Annotated in this window: 10 protein-coding genes, 2 tRNA genes and 3 rRNA genes; 10 read left to right on the top strand and 5 right to left on the bottom strand. The window is 59.9% G+C overall.

All coding sequences use genetic code 11. The features are described 5' to 3' along the window. The first annotated feature begins 202 nt into the window (after positions 1 to 202). The 4 genes from JC616_RS03265 (at position 203) to JC616_RS03280 (ending at position 4139) form a co-directional block, all read left to right on the top strand. Positions 203 to 1288 (top strand): ABC transporter ATP-binding protein, encoded by a 1086-nt coding sequence (locus JC616_RS03265; protein WP_107798016.1) that lies wholly within the window; start codon positions 203 to 205, stop codon positions 1286 to 1288. Between the two features lie 6 nt (positions 1289 to 1294). Further along, the gene (locus JC616_RS03270) at positions 1295 to 2188 is read left to right on the top strand and encodes an ABC transporter permease (protein WP_227106683.1); all 894 of its coding nucleotides are present in this window, start codon (positions 1295 to 1297) and stop codon (positions 2186 to 2188) included. After that, positions 2181 to 2975, top strand: coding sequence for an ABC transporter permease (locus tag JC616_RS03275; protein WP_227106685.1), 795 nt, complete (start codon positions 2181 to 2183; stop codon positions 2973 to 2975). The genes JC616_RS03270 and JC616_RS03275 overlap by 8 nt, the downstream gene beginning before the upstream one ends. Positions 2976 to 3074: 99 nt before the next feature. Further along, the gene (locus JC616_RS03280; RefSeq protein ID WP_107798018.1) at positions 3075 to 4139 is read left to right on the top strand and encodes an ABC transporter substrate-binding protein; all 1065 of its coding nucleotides are present in this window, start codon (positions 3075 to 3077) and stop codon (positions 4137 to 4139) included. Positions 4140 to 4188: 49 nt separating this feature from the next. On the opposite strand, the gene JC616_RS03285 is transcribed toward JC616_RS03280, so the two are convergent. Beyond that, on the bottom strand, positions 4189 to 4824 hold the full coding sequence (locus JC616_RS03285; RefSeq protein ID WP_227106687.1) for a pyrimidine 5'-nucleotidase: 636 nt from the start codon (positions 4822 to 4824) through the stop codon (positions 4189 to 4191). 386 nt (positions 4825 to 5210) lie between these two features. On the opposite strand from JC616_RS03285, the gene JC616_RS03290 reads away from it, so the two are divergent. From JC616_RS03290 to rrf, 5 genes are all read left to right on the top strand, one after another. After that, positions 5211 to 6746 (top strand): 16S ribosomal RNA (locus tag JC616_RS03290). Positions 6747 to 6831: 85 nt separating this feature from the next. Continuing rightward, positions 6832 to 6908, top strand: a tRNA-Ile gene (locus JC616_RS03295). A 117-nt stretch (positions 6909 to 7025) separates the two neighbouring features. Next, positions 7026 to 7101: transfer RNA gene (locus JC616_RS03300), tRNA-Ala, on the top strand. 258 nt (positions 7102 to 7359) lie between these two features. Beyond that, a 23S ribosomal RNA gene (locus tag JC616_RS03305) occupies positions 7360 to 10248 on the top strand. A 123-nt stretch (positions 10249 to 10371) separates the two neighbouring features. Beyond that, positions 10372 to 10486: ribosomal RNA gene (gene rrf, locus JC616_RS03310) — 5S ribosomal RNA — on the top strand. Together the 16S, 23S and 5S rRNA genes with 2 tRNA genes alongside form the textbook arrangement of a ribosomal RNA operon. 107 nt (positions 10487 to 10593) lie before the next feature. Here the strand turns inward: rrf and JC616_RS03315 are convergent. Further along, positions 10594 to 11037, bottom strand: a complete 444-nt coding sequence (locus JC616_RS03315; protein WP_107800826.1) for a GNAT family N-acetyltransferase — start codon at positions 11035 to 11037, stop codon at positions 10594 to 10596. 121 nt (positions 11038 to 11158) lie between these two features. Further along, positions 11159 to 14608, bottom strand: a complete 3450-nt coding sequence (gene dnaE, locus JC616_RS03320) for a DNA polymerase III subunit alpha (protein ID WP_227106689.1) — start codon at positions 14606 to 14608, stop codon at positions 11159 to 11161. Positions 14609 to 14719: 111 nt separating this feature from the next. On the opposite strand from dnaE, the gene JC616_RS03325 reads away from it, so the two are divergent. Continuing rightward, the gene (locus JC616_RS03325) at positions 14720 to 15328 is read left to right on the top strand and encodes a flavin reductase family protein (RefSeq protein ID WP_227106691.1); all 609 of its coding nucleotides are present in this window, start codon (positions 14720 to 14722) and stop codon (positions 15326 to 15328) included. Here JC616_RS03325 and JC616_RS03330 read toward each other — a convergent pair. Further along, positions 15303 to 16226, bottom strand: a complete 924-nt coding sequence (locus JC616_RS03330) for a VirK/YbjX family protein (protein WP_227106692.1) — start codon at positions 16224 to 16226, stop codon at positions 15303 to 15305. The two genes, JC616_RS03325 and JC616_RS03330, sit on opposite strands and share 26 nt — an antisense overlap. A gap of 120 nt (positions 16227 to 16346) precedes the next feature. Continuing rightward, on the bottom strand, positions 16347 to 18050 hold the full coding sequence (locus JC616_RS03335) for an ArnT family glycosyltransferase (RefSeq protein WP_227106694.1): 1704 nt from the start codon (positions 18048 to 18050) through the stop codon (positions 16347 to 16349). Positions 18051 to 18176: the final 126 nt, after the last annotated feature.

An 18176-nucleotide genomic window follows, 5' to 3' on the forward strand; every position in this document is an offset into this window, starting at 1 on the left:
AACCATGTTGCGCCGCACCGAAAACCCAGCGTGCGGCGCGCGGTTTTCTGCTGAGAAAATAGCAACTTACCGGCCCGGCCCGAACGCCCGGTTCGCACAATGGAAAAAATGCGCTGAGGTCTTGAATTTTCAAGGGATTTCAACGGCCCCAGCTTTATCTTTTTTGTTAAACTGGCGCCCTTTTTCTTGGGCGGGGAAGACAATGGCTCTCCTTGAAATCAAAAATGTCGTCAAGCGCTTCGGCGACTACACGGCGGTCAACAATGTCAGCCTGTCGGTAGAGGCAGGCGAGTTCTTCACCCTGCTCGGGCCCTCCGGTTGCGGCAAGACCACCTTGCTGCGCATGCTGGCCGGCTTCGAGCAGCCGGATTCCGGCCAGATCCTGCTGGACGGTCAGGACATGTCGCAGGTGCAGCCGGAAAAACGTCCGGTGCACACCGTGTTTCAAAGCTATGCCTTGTTCCCGCACATGACGGTGCGCGAGAACATCGCCTTCCCGCTCAAAATGGCCAAGTGGGACAAGGCCAAGATCGCTTCCCAGGTGGACGAATTGCTGGAAGACGTGCGTCTGACCCAGTTTGGCGACCGCTACCCGCACGAGATGTCCGGCGGCCAGCGTCAGCGCGTGGCCATCGCCCGAGCGCTGGTGGACCGTCCGCGGCTGCTGCTGCTGGACGAACCGCTGTCCGCGCTGGACGCCAAGCTGCGCGAAGAAATGCAGCTGGAACTGATCAATCTGCAAAAAGAAGTGGGCATCACCTTCGTCTACGTCACCCACGACCAGGGCGAAGCGCTGGCGCTCAGCCACCGCATCGCGGTGATGAGCCACGGCCAGGTGGAACAGCTGGACGCGCCGGAAACCATTTACAGCAAGCCCAAGAACCGCTTCGTCGCGGACTTCCTCGGCCAGTGCAATGTGCTGGAAGGCAAGGTCAAGCGCGTGGACGGCGACACCATGCTGGTGGACTTGAAGGGCTGCGGCGAAGTGCGCTGCCTGACCGTGCCGGATGTGCGCGAAGGGCAGACCGGCTGGCTGGCGTTGCGTCCGGAAAAGGTCAAGCTGGACAAGAGCCTGCCGGCCCATGACGACGAAGCCTATTTCAAAGGCCGCGTTCACGATTGCCTGTACCTGGGCGACGTTACGCTCTACGTGGTGGAAGTGGGCGAGGGCGTGATGGTGGAGGCGATGCTGCCCAACAGCATTCCGGGCGTCGCCAAATTCTTTGACGACAACGACATCGTGGAACTGGCCTGGCGCTTCGACGCCGGCAGCTTCCTGACGGAGTAAACGCGCATGGCGATTCGAGATCGATTCGGCAAGTGGGCGCTGTCGTGGCCGCCGCTGGTCTACCTGATCCTGTTTTTCCTGGTGCCGTCGCTGATCATGGTGGTGGCGGCTTTCCGCAATCCGGGCGATTACGGCGGCCTCGCGCCGATGTACTACCTCGAGGAAGGCAAGCTGGTCTGGGACCTGACGCTGGACAACTTCCGCCGCTTGGTGGAAGAGCCGCTCTACATCGAGCTGTTCATCAAGTCCGCCGGCTACGCGGGGATCACCACCGTGGTTTGCCTGTTGATGGCCTATCCGCTGGCCTGGCTGATCGCCCGCTCCGGCAAGAAATACCGCGACCTGATGCTGCTGCTGGTGATCCTGCCGTTCTGGTCCAACTTCCTGATCCGCATCTACGCCTGGATGATCATCCTGGGGCCGCAATCGGCGTTCACCAAAATGCTGAACGTGGTGGTGACCTCGCTGGGTTTTGAACCGGTGCGTCTGCTGTTCACCCCGTTCGCCGTCATCGTCGGCCTGGTCTATGTGCACCTGCCCTTCATGGTGTTGCCGTTGTACGCCAATCTGGAAAAACACGACATGGCCTTGCTGGACGCGGCGCAGGATCTTGGCGCCAACGCCTGGCAACGCTTCTGGCGCGTGACCTGGCCGCTGAGCCTGCCCGGCGTGTTCGCCGGCTCCGCGCTGGTGTTCATCCCGGCGCTGGGCATGTTCGCCATTCCGGACATCCTGGGCGGCACCGACTCCATCATGATCGGCAACCTGATCAAGCAGCAGATACTGGATACCCGCGACTGGCCGTTCGGTTCGGTGCTGTCCATCATGCTGACCGGCGGAGTGTTGTTGATCGCGGCCTTGGGCGCGATGGTGGGCAGAGGAGGCAAGAAACGTGGCTAAGAAACAATCCCGCTGGTTGTGGGCGTCGGCGCTGCTGACCTATCTCTTCCTCTATCTGCCGCTGGTGATCGTGGTGCTGTACTCGTTCAACGATTCCAGGCTCAACGCGGAATGGGTGGGTTTCACCCTCAAGTGGTACGACAAACTGTTCCACAACGAGAAGATGCTGAGCGCGGCGGCCAACTCGCTGATCATAGGCATCATCGCCAGCGCCTGCGCCACCGTGCTGGGCACCTTGGCCGGCATCGCCATGCATCGCTACAAGCTGCGCTTGCTGCCCTTCCTGGTGCTGACGCCCATCGCCATCCCGGAACTGCTGATGGGGGTGTCGCTGGTGATCTTCTTCGTCATCGTCAACCAGCTGATCGGCATTCTGGAACTGGGCATGATCACCATCCTGCTGTCCCACGTCGCCTTCTGCATCGGCTTCGTCGCCATCGTGGTGCGGGCGCGGATGCAGGGCATGGACGACAGCCTGGTGGAAGCGGCGCGCGATCTGGGGGCGACGCCGTTCCAGGCCTTCCGTCTGATCACCCTGCCGGTGATCAAGCCGGGCATCATCGCCGGTGCCCTGATGGCCTTTACCTTGTCCATCGACGACTTCGTGATCACCTTCTTCACCGCCGGCGCAGGCGCCAGCATGCTGCCGCTGGAGATTTACTCGATGATCAAGATCGCGGTGACGCCGGAAGTGAACGCCGTTTCCAGCTTGCTGATGCTGTTGACCCTGGTGCTGATCGTCATTGCTTCGCGCGTGTCGCCCAGCGCGTTGCGGGCCAATGGCTGAGAGCCTGTTTAAGTAGTAGGGCCCCGGCCAGGCAACAAGGGAGCCGGCCGGTTTTTCATGTAGTCGCAACGCACTCGTGCGAATAGAAGGAAAAACGCAATGAAAAAAGTCCTGGTGACGCTTGCCCTGGCCGTATCTGCACAAGCGTACGCAGCGGAAGAATTGCACCTCTACAACTGGAACAACTACCTGTCGGAAAGCACTGCCAAGAGCTTCGAGGCTTACTGCAAGTGCAAGCTGGTGCAAGACTTCTACGGCGACAACGAAGAAATGCTGGCCAAGCTGGCTGCCGGCGCCAAGGGTTACGACATCGTGGTGCCGACCGGCTTCGCGGTGGAAGCGCTGATCAAGCAGGGCAAGGCGCAGCCGCTGGACAAAAAACAGCTGCCCAACTTCAAGAACCTGAACGCCGGCTATCTGAACAGCTTCTTCGACAAGGGCAACCAGTACTCGGTCCCCTACGCCTTCACCACCACGCTGCTGGGCTACAACGAAACCAAGCTGAAAGAACTGGGCTTGCTGGACAAGGCCAATAGCTGGGCGCTGATCTTCGATCCGGCCGTATTGGCCAAGCTCAAGGGCAAGATCACCGTGCTGGACTCTCAGCGCGAGCTGGTGTCCGCCGCCTTGATGTATCTGGGCAAGCCGGCCAACTCCACCAATCCGGCGGACTGGAAGGCGGCGCGTGACGTGATCCTGAAGGCCAAGCCCTACTGGGCCGCCTTCAACAACCAGAGCTATATCAAGGAACTGACCGTAGGCAACATCTATGTCGCGCTGGGCTATTCCAACGATATGTACCAGGCGCAGCAGGACGCCAAGAAGGCCGGCCGCAAGTTCGGCGTCAATTTCGGCTTGCAGAAAGAAGGCAACACCCTGTCGCTGGACAACTTCGTGGTGTTGAAGGACGCGCCGCGCAAGGACCTGGCTTACAAATTCATCAACTTCATGCTGGACGGCAAGAACGCCTCCGGTCTGACCAACGAGATGGGATCGGGCAATCCCAACGCCGCCGCCGGCAAGTTCGTCAAACCGGAACTGACCAAGGTGCATGCGATCTTCCCGACCGCCGGCGAACTGCCGCGCCTGCAACAGCTGAAGGACTTGAACGCCAAGGACCGTCGCGAGCTGAACAAGGTGTGGTCCGAGATCAAGCTGAAGTAAGCGGGATACGCTATATAGGAAAAGGCCGGGATTCCGGCCTTTTTTTATTTCAGTCCCAGCGACGGCGCGCCAGCTCGCCGATGGAGGCGATGCGGATGTCCACATGCGCAGGCCGCCGCACCTGCTTGCTGACCCAGACCGTTTTCATGCCCAGCTTCTTCGCCGTCAGCAGATTGGGCAGCGAGTCCTCCACCATGATGCAGTGCCGCGGATCCAGCCGCTCTTGCGCCAGAACTTTACGGAAGGCGCCCACATGCGGCTTGGGCACGTAGTCCACTTGCTCGACGCCATATATAGAGTGGAAGTGCCGCTCTATCGCCAAGCGCTGCAAAATGCCTTGCACATAATGGTGCGGGCCATTGGAGAAGATCAGCTTGCGGCCCGGCAGCGCGTTCAGCGATTCCGCCAGATTGTGCTCGGCGAACAGCCATTGCTCCAGTTCTTCCAGCTTATGGGTTTCCAATAGGAAGTCATGAGGGTCGATGCCGTGGTGGGTGACCAGCCCATGCATGGTGGCGCCGTATTGCGCCCAATAGCGCTCGCGCAGCAAGCGGGCTTCCACCGCGTCCACTTGCAGATGTTTCATCATATAAGCGGACATCGCGTGGCTGATATGGGCGAAGATGCCGCCGCTGGCGTGGTGCAGCGTGTCGTCCAGGTCGAAAATCCAGGTTTTGTTGCGCATGATTGTGCTTCTAGAAGGGCGGACGAGGAGGGGAATTATCGTTTTTTCAATCCGGAAACGACAGTCCCTACCAGTGCATGGCGGCTACGCTGAAATTCTTCATATGGATGATTCAATATAAATCATGGGGATAGCTTGCGAGAGGCCTCTTTTGTCAAAAATCTTTCACGAAAGGTGTTGACGGGTTTAGGGGTCTGACGTATAGTTCGCCTCCTCAGCAGACAACGCAGCGGCGGAAACGAAACGCAGCGACCTGCACCGATCTTTAACAGAACGAATAACCGATAGGTGTAAGTGCTCGGTCGATGACCAAACACTTGCACTGCAAGACGAGAAATGTCTCGATGTTTCTTTGATCTTGCGTGCCAGAAAATTTGCTTGGAATTGAACTGAAGAGTTTGATCCTGGCTCAGATTGAACGCTGGCGGCATGCTTTACACATGCAAGTCGAACGGTAACAGGGTGCTTGCACCGCTGACGAGTGGCGAACGGGTGAGTAATGCATCGGAATGTACCGTGTAATGGGGGATAGCTCGGCGAAAGCCGGATTAATACCGCATACGCCCTGAGGGGGAAAGTGGGGGACCGAAAGGCCTCACGTTATACGAGCAGCCGATGTCTGATTAGCTAGTTGGTGAGGTAAAGGCTCACCAAGGCGTCGATCAGTAGCGGGTCTGAGAGGATGATCCGCCACACTGGGACTGAGACACGGCCCAGACTCCTACGGGAGGCAGCAGTGGGGAATTTTGGACAATGGGCGCAAGCCTGATCCAGCCATGCCGCGTGTCTGAAGAAGGCCTTCGGGTTGTAAAGGACTTTTGTCCGGGAGCAAATCCTAGTGGTTAATAACCGCTGGGTCTGAGAGTACCGGAAGAATAAGCACCGGCTAACTACGTGCCAGCAGCCGCGGTAATACGTAGGGTGCAAGCGTTAATCGGAATTACTGGGCGTAAAGCGTGCGCAGGCGGTTGTGCAAGTCTGATGTGAAAGCCCCGGGCTTAACCTGGGAACGGCATTGGAGACTGCACGACTAGAGTGCGTCAGAGGGGGGTAGAATTCCGCGTGTAGCAGTGAAATGCGTAGAGATGCGGAGGAATACCGATGGCGAAGGCAGCCCCCTGGGATGACACTGACGCTCATGCACGAAAGCGTGGGGAGCAAACAGGATTAGATACCCTGGTAGTCCACGCCCTAAACGATGTCAACTAGCTGTTGGGGGTTTGAATCCTTGGTAGCGTAGCTAACGCGAGAAGTTGACCGCCTGGGGAGTACGGCCGCAAGGTTAAAACTCAAAGGAATTGACGGGGACCCGCACAAGCGGTGGATGATGTGGATTAATTCGATGCAACGCGAAAAACCTTACCTGGTCTTGACATGTAACGAACGCCGCAGAGATGTGGTGGTGCCCGAAAGGGAGCGTTAACACAGGTGCTGCATGGCTGTCGTCAGCTCGTGTCGTGAGATGTTGGGTTAAGTCCCGCAACGAGCGCAACCCTTGCCATTAGTTGCCATCATTAAGTTGGGCACTCTAATGGGACTGCCGGTGACAAACCGGAGGAAGGTGGGGATGACGTCAAGTCCTCATGGCCCTTATGACCAGGGCTTCACACGTCATACAATGGTCGGTACAGAGGGTCGCGAAGCCGCGAGGTGGAGCCAATCTCATAAAACCGATCGTAGTCCGGATCGCACTCTGCAACTCGAGTGCGTGAAGTCGGAATCGCTAGTAATCGCAGATCAGCATGCTGCGGTGAATACGTTCCCGGGTCTTGTACACACCGCCCGTCACACCATGGGAGTGAGTTTCACCAGAAGTGGGTAGGCTAACCGTAAGGAGGCCGCTTACCACGGTGGGATTCATGACTGGGGTGAAGTCGTAACAAGGTAGCCGTAGGGGAACCTGCGGCTGGATCACCTCCTTTCTAGAGAAGGTTGTTGATCGAGTACTTACAGCCTATCGGTTATTTGTAGTTAAGGGCGTCAGCCAGCGATGGCTGAACAAGAAATGGGTTTGTAGCTCAGCTGGTTAGAGCACCGTCTTGATAAGGCGGGGGTCGTTGGTTCGAGTCCAACCAGACCCACCAGAATTTCTGTTGTCGGAGTAATCCGGCCGCACAAATAAAGCTGAAAGGCAAGGCGAAAGGCGGCGAAGTGTGCTGATGCACACGAGGCGCGTTTCAACGCGGCATTTCAGGTTTAGAGGGGGATTAGCTCAGTTGGGAGAGCACCTGCTTTGCAAGCAGGGGGTCGTCGGTTCGATCCCGTCATCCTCCACCACAACTCAAACACAAGCGAGTTTGCAAGATAGCTTGATTGTGTTTGCGTTGTATTTTTAACGCCCGATCTTTAACAAACTGAAGAAGCCGAATATATAAAGACGGCGAGAAGGAAGCGTAGAGTTAACTCTTTACGCGGACGGATCGTCATCTTGGGTATTTGATTGTATCTAGGCTACGTCGCCATATCAAAAGGGGCGGTGTAGTCGTCGCACAAACACACTTGTTGTTTTGGTGATCTAGGTTACTGAAATGATAGGGTCAAGCGACTAAGTGCATCTGGTGGATGCCTTGGCGATCATAGGCGAAGAAGGACGTGTAAGCCTGCGAAAAGCGCGGGGGAGCTGGCAATAGAGCTTTGATCCCGCGATGTCCGAATGGGGAAACCCCTCCGCAAGGAGATCCCAGACTGAATCCATAGGTCTGAGGAGGCGAACGCAGCGAACTGAAACATCTAAGTAGCTGCAGGAAAAGAAATCAACCGAGATTCCGTTAGTAGTGGCGAGCGAACGCGGAAGAGCCTGTACGTGTTATGGATTGTGTTAGTGGAAGGTTCATGGAAAGGACCGCCATAGTGGGTGATAGCCCCGTACACGAAAACGCATTCCAAGGACTAGGCGTACGATAAGTAGGGCGGGACACGAGAAATCCTGTCTGAAGATGGGGGGACCATCCTCCAAGGCTAAATACTCATGATCGACCGATAGTGAACCAGTACCGTGAGGGAAAGGCGAAAAGAACCCCGGGAGGGGAGTGAAATAGAACCTGAAACCGGATGCATACAAACAGTGGGAGCGGACTTGTTCCGTGACTGCGTACCTTTTGTATAATGGGTCAGCGACTTACGTTCAGTAGCGAGCTTAACCGAATAGGGGAGGCGTAGGGAAACCGAGTCCGAATAGGGCGCTTTAGTTGCTGGGCGTAGACCCGAAACCGAGTGATCTATCCATGGCCAGGATGAAGGTGCGGTAACACGCACTGGAGGTCCGAACCCACTAGTGTTGCAAAACTAGGGGATGAGCTGTGGATAGGGGTGAAAGGCTAAACAAACTCGGAGATAGCTGGTTCTCCCCGAAAACTATTTAGGTAGTGCCTCATGTATCACTTCCGGGGGTAAAGCACTGTTATGGCTAGGGGGTCATTGCGATTTACCAAACCATGGCAAACTCTGAATACCGGAAAGTGCGAGCATGGGAGACAGACGGTGGGTGCTAACGTCCATCGTCAAGAGGGAAACAACCCAGACCGCCAGCTAAGGTCCCAAATGATCAGTTAAGTGGTAAACGAGGTGGGAAGGCATAGACAGCCAGGATGTTGGCTTAGAAGCAGCCATCATTTAAAGAAAGCGTAATAGCTCACTGGTCGAGTCGTCCTGCGCGGAAGATGTAACGGGGCTCAAACTGATAACCGAAGCTGCGGATTTGCACGTAAGTGCAGATGGTAGGGGAGCGTTCTGTAGGTCTGTGAAGGTGTCTCGTAAGGGATGCTGGAGATATCAGAAGTGCGAATGCTGACATGAGTAGCGATAAAGCGGGTGAAAAGCCCGCTCGCCGAAAGCCCAAGGTTTCCTACGCAACGTTCATCGGCGTAGGGTGAGTCGGCCCCTAAGGCGAGGCTGAAAAGCGTAGTCGATGGGAAACGGGTTAAAATTCCCGTACTTTTATGCAGTGCGATGTGGGGACGGAGAAGGTTAGGTCATCAGACTGTTGGAATAGTCTGTTTAAGCCGGTAGGCTGGGGTGGTAGGCAAATCCGCCGCCCCTTAAGGCCGAGACGTGATGACGAGGGTCTACGGACCTGAAGTGACTGATACCACGCTTCCAGGAAAAGCCACTAAGCTTCAGCTGCATAAGAACCGTACCGCAAACCGACACAGGTGGGCAGGATGAGAATTCTAAGGCGCTTGAGAGAACTCAGGAGAAGGAACTCGGCAAATTGATACCGTAACTTCGGGAGAAGGTATGCCTCTTAGAGTGAATCCCCTGCGGGAGGAGCTTTGAGAGGTCGCAGAGAATCGGTGGCTGCGACTGTTTAACAAAAACACAGCACTGTGCCAACACGAAAGTGGACGTATACGGTGTGACGCCTGCCCGGTGCTGGAAGGTTAAGTGATGGGGTGCAAGCTCTTGATCGAAGCCCCAGTAAACGGCGGCCGTAACTATAACGGTCCTAAGGTAGCGAAATTCCTTGTCGGGTAAGTTCCGACCCGCACGAATGGCGTAACGATGGCCACACTGTCTCCTCCTGAGACTCAGCGAAGTTGAAGTGTTTGTGAAGATGCAATCTCCCCGCTGCTAGACGGAAAGACCCCGTGAACCTTTACTGTAGCTTTGCATTGGACTTTGAACAGACTTGTGTAGGATAGGTGGGAGGCTATGAAGTGGGAACGCTAGTTCTCATGGAGCCGTCCTTGAAATACCACCCTGGTGTGTTTGAGGTTCTAACCTTGGTCCGTGATCCGGATTGGGGACAGTGCATGGTAGGCAGTTTGACTGGGGCGGTCTCCTCCCAAAGTGTAACGGAGGAGTTCGAAGGTTACCTAGGTACGGTCGGAAATCGTGCTGATAGTGCAATGGCAAAAGGTAGCTTAACTGCGAGACCGACAAGTCGAGCAGGTGCGAAAGCAGGACATAGTGATCCGGTGGTTCTGAATGGAAGGGCCATCGCTCAACGGATAAAAGGTACTCCGGGGATAACAGGCTGATACCGCCCAAGAGTTCACATCGACGGCGGTGTTTGGCACCTCGATGTCGGCTCATCACATCCTGGGGCTGTAGCCGGTCCCAAGGGTATGGCTGTTCGCCATTTAAAGTGGTACGTGAGCTGGGTTCAAAACGTCGTGAGACAGTTTGGTCCCTATCTGCAGTGGGCGTTGGAAGTTTGACGGGGGCTGCTCCTAGTACGAGAGGACCGGAGTGGACGCACCTCTGGTGTACCGGTTGTGACGCCAGTCGCATTGCCGGGTAGCTAAGTGCGGAAGAGATAACCGCTGAAAGCATCTAAGCGGGAAACTCGCCTGAAGATGAGACTTCCCTGAGGGCTTGACCCTCCTGAAGAGTCGTTCGAGACCAGGACGTTGATAGGTCGGGTGTGGAAGCGCTGTGAGGCGTTAAGCTAACCGATACTAATTGCTCGTGAGGCTTGATCCTATCATTTGAGTGGCTTGGGAAACCGAGTGACGAGATAGTGGTTGTGCGACACAATTGAATACCGAATATATGTGGGTTGATCGAGTATCGACCTAGGCTTCTTCAAGTTTGTACCAGTTTATGTCTGGTGGCCATAGCGAGGTGGTCCCACGCCTTCCCATCCCGAACAGGACCGTGAAACGCCTTAGCGCCGATGATAGTGTGGCATTCGCCATGTGAAAGTAGGACACCGCCAGACGCCCCATTGCAAAGCCCAGCTCACTCGAGCTGGGCTTTATGCATTGCGCTGCCGGACGGCACTAGAAGCAAGCCTCCCCAAAGGGAGGCTTTGTTGCGTCTGGACGGCTAGAAATCCGCGCGCATGACCAGGCGCGGATCGTTGTCGCCGAAGTAATGAGGCTGATGTTCGACGACGACAAAGCCAAGCTGCTGGTACAGCCTGACTGCGGGGTTGTCGGGGTGGACCGTCAGTTTCGCGTGGCTGGCCTGGCGCGCCCGCAGCGCCTGCAGCAAGGCCTGCAGCAGTTGCTTGCCTACGCCTTGTCCGCGGCAATGCTCGTGGACCGCCAGCGACATGATCCAGAATTCGCCTTGCCCGCTGCCCGGCGCGCCGATGATGTAGCCGCCCAGTGCCCCGTCTTGCGCGCCCGGCGCGACGAAGAACAGGTCCGGCCACAGGTCGTGGGCCTGGCGGAAGAAAAAGTCCGGGTAGACGTGGTGGCCGAATACCGCTTGCTCGATCTGGAAGACCGGGGCGACGTCTTGGAGTTGCGCCGGGCGTGCCGTCATCTGAAAACATCCTCTTCTGTGGTGCGTTTGAGCGGGCAAGCCTACTGCAATGCCCGGCGCTTGCAAAGCGCGGGGCAAGAAAAAAGCCGCGCTGGGCGCGGCTTGGCGGGAGCGCGGCGGCTCACCACATCACTTTGACCTTGTCGTTGCCCAGCCAGTCCTGCAGCGCCAGCAACAGCCCGTCGTCCAGCCGGACGCCCCAGGGCGGGGGCAGCATTAGGTCGCCGCTGGCCGCGCCGTTGTTGTAATGGATGCGCACCGGGCAGCCGGCGTCTTCGCTGCGGAACGGGTGCAGCTGGGCCTTGAGTTTGCTGACGTCCACCTTGCCGGCCAGTTTCAGCGACAGGCTGCGCGCGTAGCGGCTGCGCGCCTCGCCCAGCTCATAGACTTTGTCTGCGATGATGCGCAGGCCGCCGGAGAAGTTGTCCTCGCTGACCTTGCCTTCTATCACCAGCACCACGTCGTCTTTCAAGCGGCTGCGGTTGGCTTCGAAGCTTTCCGCGAACAGGCTGACTTCCAATTTGGTGCTGCCGTCGTCCAGCTGCACGAAGGCCATTTTGCCGCGGTTGCCCACTTTGACGCGGATGCCGGTGACGAAGCCGGCCAGCAACTGGGGCTCCTTGCGCGGGCTGAGCCGGGATAGCGGGGTCTTGATGAAGCCGCGGATTTCCTTGGCGTAGGCGGCGAAAGGGTGGCCGGACAGGTAGAAGCCGATGGCCAGCTTTTCTTCCGCCAGCTTGACCGCGTCGCTCCACGGCTTGATCTCGACCATTTCCACGCTGGGGGCGACGTCGTCGCCGAACATGTCGAACAAGCCGCCCTGATTGGCGTTGGCGTGCTCCTGTTCGGCGGCGTCCATCGCCAGCCCGACGTTGCCGAACAGCTTGGCGCGGTTGGGCTCTATGCTGTCGAAGGCGCCGGCGCGGATCAGCGCTTCGATCACGCGCTTGTTGACGATTTTCTTGTCGGTGCGGCTGCAGAAGTCGAACAAGTCCTTGAACGGCCCGGACTCGGCGCGGATCGCGACGATGTGGTCGACGGCGGCTTCGCCGGTGCCCTTGATCGCGCCCAGCGCGTAGCGGATGTGCTTGCGGTCCACCGGCACGAAGCGGTAGTAGCTCTGGTTGACGTCGGGCGGCAGGAAGATCAGGCCGTTTTTGCCGTCCACGCTGTCGTCGTAGAACACCTTGAGCTGGTCAGTGTTGTCCAATTCCGAGGACATGGTGGCCGCCATGAAGGCCGCGGTGTGGTGGGCCTTGAGCCAGGCGGTCTGATAGGAGACCACGGCGTAGGCAGCGGTGTGCGACTTGTTGAAGCCGTACTCGGCGAACTTGGCCATCAGGTCGAACAGCATTTCGGCGAGCTTGGGGTCGTAGCCCTTGGTGGCGGCGCCCTGAGCGATCTTGCCGCGGTGCTCGGCCATTTCCTCCGGCTTTTTCTTGCCCATCGCCCGGCGCAGCATGTCGGCGCCGCCCAGGGTGTAGCCGCCGATGATCTGCGAGATCTGCATCACCTGTTCCTGGTAGACGATCACGCCGTAGGTCGGGTCCAGGCAGGCCTGCAGGTCCGGGTGGTAGTAGTCGACCTCTTGCTTGCCGGCCTTGCGCAGGATGAAGTCGTCCACCATGCCGGAGCCGAGCGGGCCCGGACGGTACAGGGCCAGCACAGCGATGATGTCTTCGAAACGGTCGGGCTTCAGTTTTTCCAGCAGCCGCTTCATGCCGTCCGATTCAAGCTGGAAGACGGCGGTGGTATTGGCCTGCTGCAGCACTTTGTAGGCGGCGGCGTCGGTGAACTCGAGCAGATTGAGGTCGGTGTCGAAGCTGGGGTCCAGGTCTTTGATGTAGCCGACGGCCAGTTCGATAATCGTCAGGTTGCGCAGGCCGAGGAAGTCGAACTTCACCAGGCCCACTTTTTCCACATCGTCCTTGTCCAGCATGGACACCGGCACCGAGCCGTCGCCGCTGGCCTGGTACATCGGGCAGAAGTCGGTGATCTTGCCCGGCGCGATCAAGACGCCGCCGGCGTGCATGCCGATGTTGCGGGTCAGGCCTTCCAGTTTCTTGGCCAACTCCCACAGCTCGCGCAGTTCCTCCTCGTTTTCCAGCCGCTCGCGCAGCACTGGCTCCATTTCCACCGCGTCGTCCAGCGAGTATTGCTTGCCGGGCGCGGCGGGAATCAGTTTGGAGATGCCGTCGCAGAACATATACGGCAGGTCCAGCACCCGGCCGACGTCGCGCACCACGGCCTTGGCCGCCATGGTGCCGAAGGTGGCGATCTGCGACACCGCTTCGGCGCCGTATTTCTGGCGCACGTATTCGATCACGCGGTAGCGGTTGTCCTGGCAGAAGTCGATGTCGAAGTCGGGCATGGAGACCCGCTCGGGGTTGAGGAAGCGTTCGAACAGCAGCGCGTAGGCCAGCGGGTCGATGTCGGTGATGCCGATGCTGTAGGCCACCAGCGAGCCGGCGCCGGAGCCGCGGCCGGGACCCACCGGGCAGCCGTTGTTCTTGGCCCAGTTGATGAAGTCCGCCACGATCAGGAAGTAGCCGGGGAAGCCCATCTGGATGATGGTGTCGCACTCGATCTTCAAGCGCTCGTCGTAGCGCGGCCGCTCTTGGGCGCGCGTTTCCGGATCGGGATAGAGCTTGGCCAGCCGTTCTTCCAGTCCTTCCTGGGATAGATGCACCAGGTAGTCGTCCAGCGTCATGCCGTCCGGCGTCGGGAATTGCGGCAGGTAGTTCTTGCCCAGTTGCACGCTGATATTGCAGCGGCGGGCGATTTCCACCGAGTTTTCCAGCGCCTCGGGGATGTCGGCGAAGCGTTCCAGCATCTGCTCCGTGGACAGGAAGTATTGGTTTTCCTCGAAGCTGCGCGGCCGGCGCTTGTCGCCCAGGGTGAAGCCCTCGGCGATGCAGACGCGGGCCTCGTGGGCCTTGAAGTCGTCCGGGTCCATGAACTGGATGGGGTGGGTGGCCACCACCGGCAGGCCGGTCTCGCCGGCCAGCCACAGCGAGGCTTGCAGCGCGTGCTCCACCTGCGGGTTGTTCAGGCGTTGCAACTCCAGGTAGAAGCTGTCCGGGAAGCAGCTCTCCCAATATTCGGCGCGGCGGCGCGCCTCGTCGCGCTGGCCCATCAGCAGGGCCTGGCCCACGTCGCCCATGTGGGCGCCGGACAGGCAGATCAGGCCGCTGTTGTCGCCGTTTTCCAGCCAGGCGCGCTTGAGTTCGGCGCGGCCGCGGTACTGATTGTGGGTGTAGGCGTCGGCCAGCAGTTCGCACAAGCGCCCGTAGCCCTGGCGGTTCTTCACCGTCAGCATCAGGCGATAGGGTTTGTCGCGGTCATCCTCGTTTTCCAGCCAGACATCGCAGGACACGATGGGCTTGACGCCTTTGTCCCGGCAGCCCTTGTAGAACTTGACCATGCCGAAGATGTTCATCAGATCGGACATGCCCACCGCGGGCATATTGTCCTTGATGGCGCGCTTGATGGCGTCATCCAGGCGTACGATGCCGTCGGTGATGGAGAACTCCGAATGGAGACGCAGATGGATAAAACGAGGTGAGTTCATCGCGTCATTTTACCTGCCGAGCGGTTGCGACACCATCGCCGGGCGCAATTGGCGGCGCTGGTATTTTGTTGCTATGCAGCATTAGAATGATGGCATCTAGGAGGAATCCCCATGGACTGCGACATCAAGAGCTTGCCGCCGGAGGCGGTCTACCCTTTGCTGGTGGGCAGCGTGCAGCCCCGGCCCATCGCCTGGGTCAGCACTCAGGACTTGCGGGGCGTGGCCAATCTGGCGCCGTTTTCCTTCTTCACCGTGGCCAGCGTGAAGCCGCCGGTGCTGGCGCTGAGCATTCTGACGCCGGCCAGCGGCGGCGAGAAGGATACCCTGGCCAATATCCGCGCCACCGGCGAGTTCGTCGTTAATGTGGTGCCGGAGCGCTTGGCGGAGGCGATGAACCTCAGCTGCGGCCCTTATGCACCGGAGGTGGACGAGTTCGATCTGGCCGGCGTGAGCAAGGCGCGCAGCCGGCAGGTAAGGGCGCCGGGCGTGGAACAGGCGCCGCTGCGTTTCGAATGTGTGCTGAGCCAGTGCCTGGCGCTGGGCGAAGGCGCGGGCGCCGGCAATCTGGTGTTGGGCGAGGTGCGCCACGTGCATGTGGCGGACGAGGCGTGGCGGGACGGCCGCGTGGCGAGCAAGGCCCTGGACTTGGTGGGCAAGCTGGGCGGCGACGAGTTCAGCCGCGCTAAGACGGCTTTCAGTTTGCGGCGGCCCGGCGCGTGACGGCGCTGCGGCTCTGGCTGGCCAGTTCGTCCAGCAAGGCGTAGCGGCGCTGATATTCCGCGCGTTTCTTGCTGGCGATCTCGCTCAGGGGCTTGCGCGGCAGTTGCAGCGGCAGGCTGAAGAAGCGCTTGCAAGCGGTGGGCTGGGCGTCGAAGGTGTCCCAGAAGCTGTCGTAATCGGCGAAGAACTGGCGGCGATAGCGCCAGGAGCTGTAGATATGCTGCCATTTGCTGACGGCCAGCACCTGGTTGGCGCCTATTTCCTGGGCCAGCGCGACCAAGGCCTCAACGGCCAAACGCTTGGGAAACAGGCCGTGGCTTTGCTTGGTGAGCTGGTGCACGGCTTCCGCTCCATGGGGTTTGCGCGGGCCTTGCAGGCCGCCGATGATGATGGCGGTTTCGCCTTGATGGCGGGTGATGGTGAAGGTCAGCGTGGCGATGGCGATCCCTTCCTCCGAGCAGATCTGCAAGGACAACTCGCCTTCTTTGTCGAAGCTGTGGCGGTGCGTCAGCACCGCCGTGATCGCGGCCTCGTTTTTGCCGAGCAGCGCGGCCAGCGGCAGACCGGCGTCGCTGAGCAGGCTGCGGTAGGCGGCGGGAGACACCCGCGTCGCCAGCGTCTGATAGTGTTCGCGCAGAGCCGCCAGCTTGCCGCTTGGGCCAAGAGCGCGGTACAGATAAGGGCGGTGCAGCTTGCAGGCCAGCCGCGGATTGGCCTGCAGATGGCGGCGCAGCGCGGGTTGGCCCCAGCTGTCCAGCCAGCGCAGCGTCCAGGGTAGGGTCAGCAGTCCGCGCAGCGCGAATTTGCAGCGATTCTTCCCTTCGTCGAATCCGTCCTTGCGGGAGAAGCGCCCGCTGGCCAGAGACCAGAATAAATCCACCGCGTTCAGCGCCGACATACCATAACCTCAAGAAAAAAAGGGTTAAGGCTACGTTATCGCGGCGCTGTGATTGTTAATGAATATGGGGCAAATTGTGACGAATTGTGACGATTTCGTCTGAAATTAAATACATTGTAATTATTTTCCCGTATCCAACAGCTGGCCCAGAGGTTGTTCCAGCCGATACAGGCGGAAGCGTTCCTTCGGGTCGCCCGGACGCTGGAAGCTCGCCATCGGCGTCAGACCGCGGAGAAAGGCCGGCAGCTGGTCGTGAAGAGACTGGACCAGCAACCAGCGGCAGTCTTTGGCTTGCGACGTGCTTTCCAGCCGCAGCGTGCGGTAATCGGCGTAGTAGTCCAGCAGCGCGCGTTGGGGTTCGCCCAGGCCGACGCTGGCGACGCATTCGCCTTGCCGGCCGATGTCGGCCAGGACAGGGCGCAGCGGGGCGAAGGTTTCGCGGTAGCGCATGCCGTGATCCAGCGCCGGCAGCCACAGCGTGGCCAGGCCGCCCCACAACAGTACGATGGTCAGGCTCCAGCGCCAGGCGAAGCCGGGTGCGGTATCGGCCGGAAAGCGTCGCCATAGCCAGGCCGCGCCGCCGGCGATCAGGCCGAAGGCCAGCCAGGTCCATGGATGCCACTGCGGGTGCCAATCGGTGAACTTGCGGTGCAGCAGGTGACGGGACCATTGTGCCGGTTCGCCGGTGGAAAGTACCCAGGCGACGGCGAGCACGAAGGCTCCAAGCGCCAGGCAGAGAAATAGGCTGAAGCCGGACAGCGCGCGCCAGCCGCGATGGGATTCGCCGGCGCGCAAACCGGCGATGGCCAGCAGCGCCAGCGGCAGCAGCAAGGGCATCGCATAGAGTTCGCGGGCGTCGCCCGCCAGCGACAAGACGGTCAGCGTCACCAGCCAGAGCAGCGCCGGCGCCGCCGGCCAGGCGTGGGTCCATTGTCGGCGGCCGCGCCACAGCCCCCACAAGGCCAGCGGCAAGACCGGGATGCCGTACCAGGGCAGGGTGCGGCCGTAGAACAGGCGCGGCGCCTTGGGGCCCAGATGGGCGCTGCCGTCGAAGCGGCCGAAGTTGTTCACTTTGAACCACAGCTGGAACAAGGCCGGGTCGCGCAAGTACAGGCTCAAGCCCCACAGCGCGGCCAGCGGCAGGCCGATCAACGCGGCCAGCAGCAGGCCGCCGGCGTAACGGCGGTTGCGGTAATCCGGGTGCAGCGGCAGCAACAAGGCGGTCAGGCCCAGGCAGCCGGGGCCGAGCAGGCCCTTGCTCAAGAAGGCGACGCCGCCGCCCAGGCCCAGCAGCGCGCCGCCGAGCAAGGCGCGTCGGCGCAGCAGCACCAGTCCGGCCAGCCCCCAGGCCACGCCGGCCAACAGGGCGGTGTCCGTGATCATTTGATGGGCGCGCATCGGCAGGCCCAGGCAGCCCAGCAGCAGCAAGGCGCCCCAGGCGGCGGCGCGGCGGCCGTACAAGGCGCCGGCAGAGACGGCGGTGCCGGCCAGGGCCAGCGCCATCCAGCCGCCGGCGGCCAGCCGCGCGGCGTCCGGCGCGCTGAGCCAGCCGCTGAACAATTGCATGGTGAAGGCGGCGCTGATGAAGAACAGCGGCGGCTTTTCCATGAAGGGCTCGCCGGCCAGCGTCGGCACGATCCAGTCGCCGGTCTGAGCGATATGGCGGATCAGGCCGAAGGTGTAGGCTTCGTCCGGCTTCCAGGGCTCATGACCCACCAGGCCGGGCAGCAGCCAGGCAACGGCGATGAGCAAGAACAGCCAGACGGGGATGGAAGGCAGGCCGGAATCTGCGGGCTGCGCGGCGTAAGGAGTGGAGAAACGCATGGAGTCCGCGGAAAAGTGGTCGTTAATTGTTATGGGAAAGGGGAGGGCGAGCCGTCCCGTTCATCACCTTGAGACATGGCGACCGCGGGCTTCTGCCAGGAAGATCCGCGGCCGGACGGTAGAGTG

Origin of the sequence: Chromobacterium rhizoryzae, assembly GCF_020544465.1 — a bacterium.
Classification (GTDB): domain Bacteria; phylum Pseudomonadota; class Gammaproteobacteria; order Burkholderiales; family Chromobacteriaceae; genus Chromobacterium.

Coding starts and splice junctions, on each gene's coding strand:
- JC616_RS03335 (WP_227106694.1), bottom strand. CDS start 18,050: ATGCGTTTCTCCACTCCTTACGCCGCGCAGCCCGCAGATTCCGGCCTG.
- dnaE (WP_227106689.1), bottom strand. CDS start 14,608: ATGAACTCACCTCGTTTTATCCATCTGCGTCTCCATTCGGAGTTCTCC.
- JC616_RS03280 (WP_107798018.1), top strand. CDS start 3,075: ATGAAAAAAGTCCTGGTGACGCTTGCCCTGGCCGTATCTGCACAAGCG.
- JC616_RS03325 (WP_227106691.1), top strand. CDS start 14,720: ATGGACTGCGACATCAAGAGCTTGCCGCCGGAGGCGGTCTACCCTTTG.
- JC616_RS03270 (WP_227106683.1), top strand. CDS start 1,295: ATGGCGATTCGAGATCGATTCGGCAAGTGGGCGCTGTCGTGGCCGCCG.
- JC616_RS03265 (WP_107798016.1), top strand. CDS start 203: ATGGCTCTCCTTGAAATCAAAAATGTCGTCAAGCGCTTCGGCGACTAC.
- JC616_RS03285 (WP_227106687.1), bottom strand. CDS start 4,824: ATGCGCAACAAAACCTGGATTTTCGACCTGGACGACACGCTGCACCAC.
- JC616_RS03330 (WP_227106692.1), bottom strand. CDS start 16,226: ATGTCGGCGCTGAACGCGGTGGATTTATTCTGGTCTCTGGCCAGCGGG.
- JC616_RS03315 (WP_107800826.1), bottom strand. CDS start 11,037: ATGACGGCACGCCCGGCGCAACTCCAAGACGTCGCCCCGGTCTTCCAG.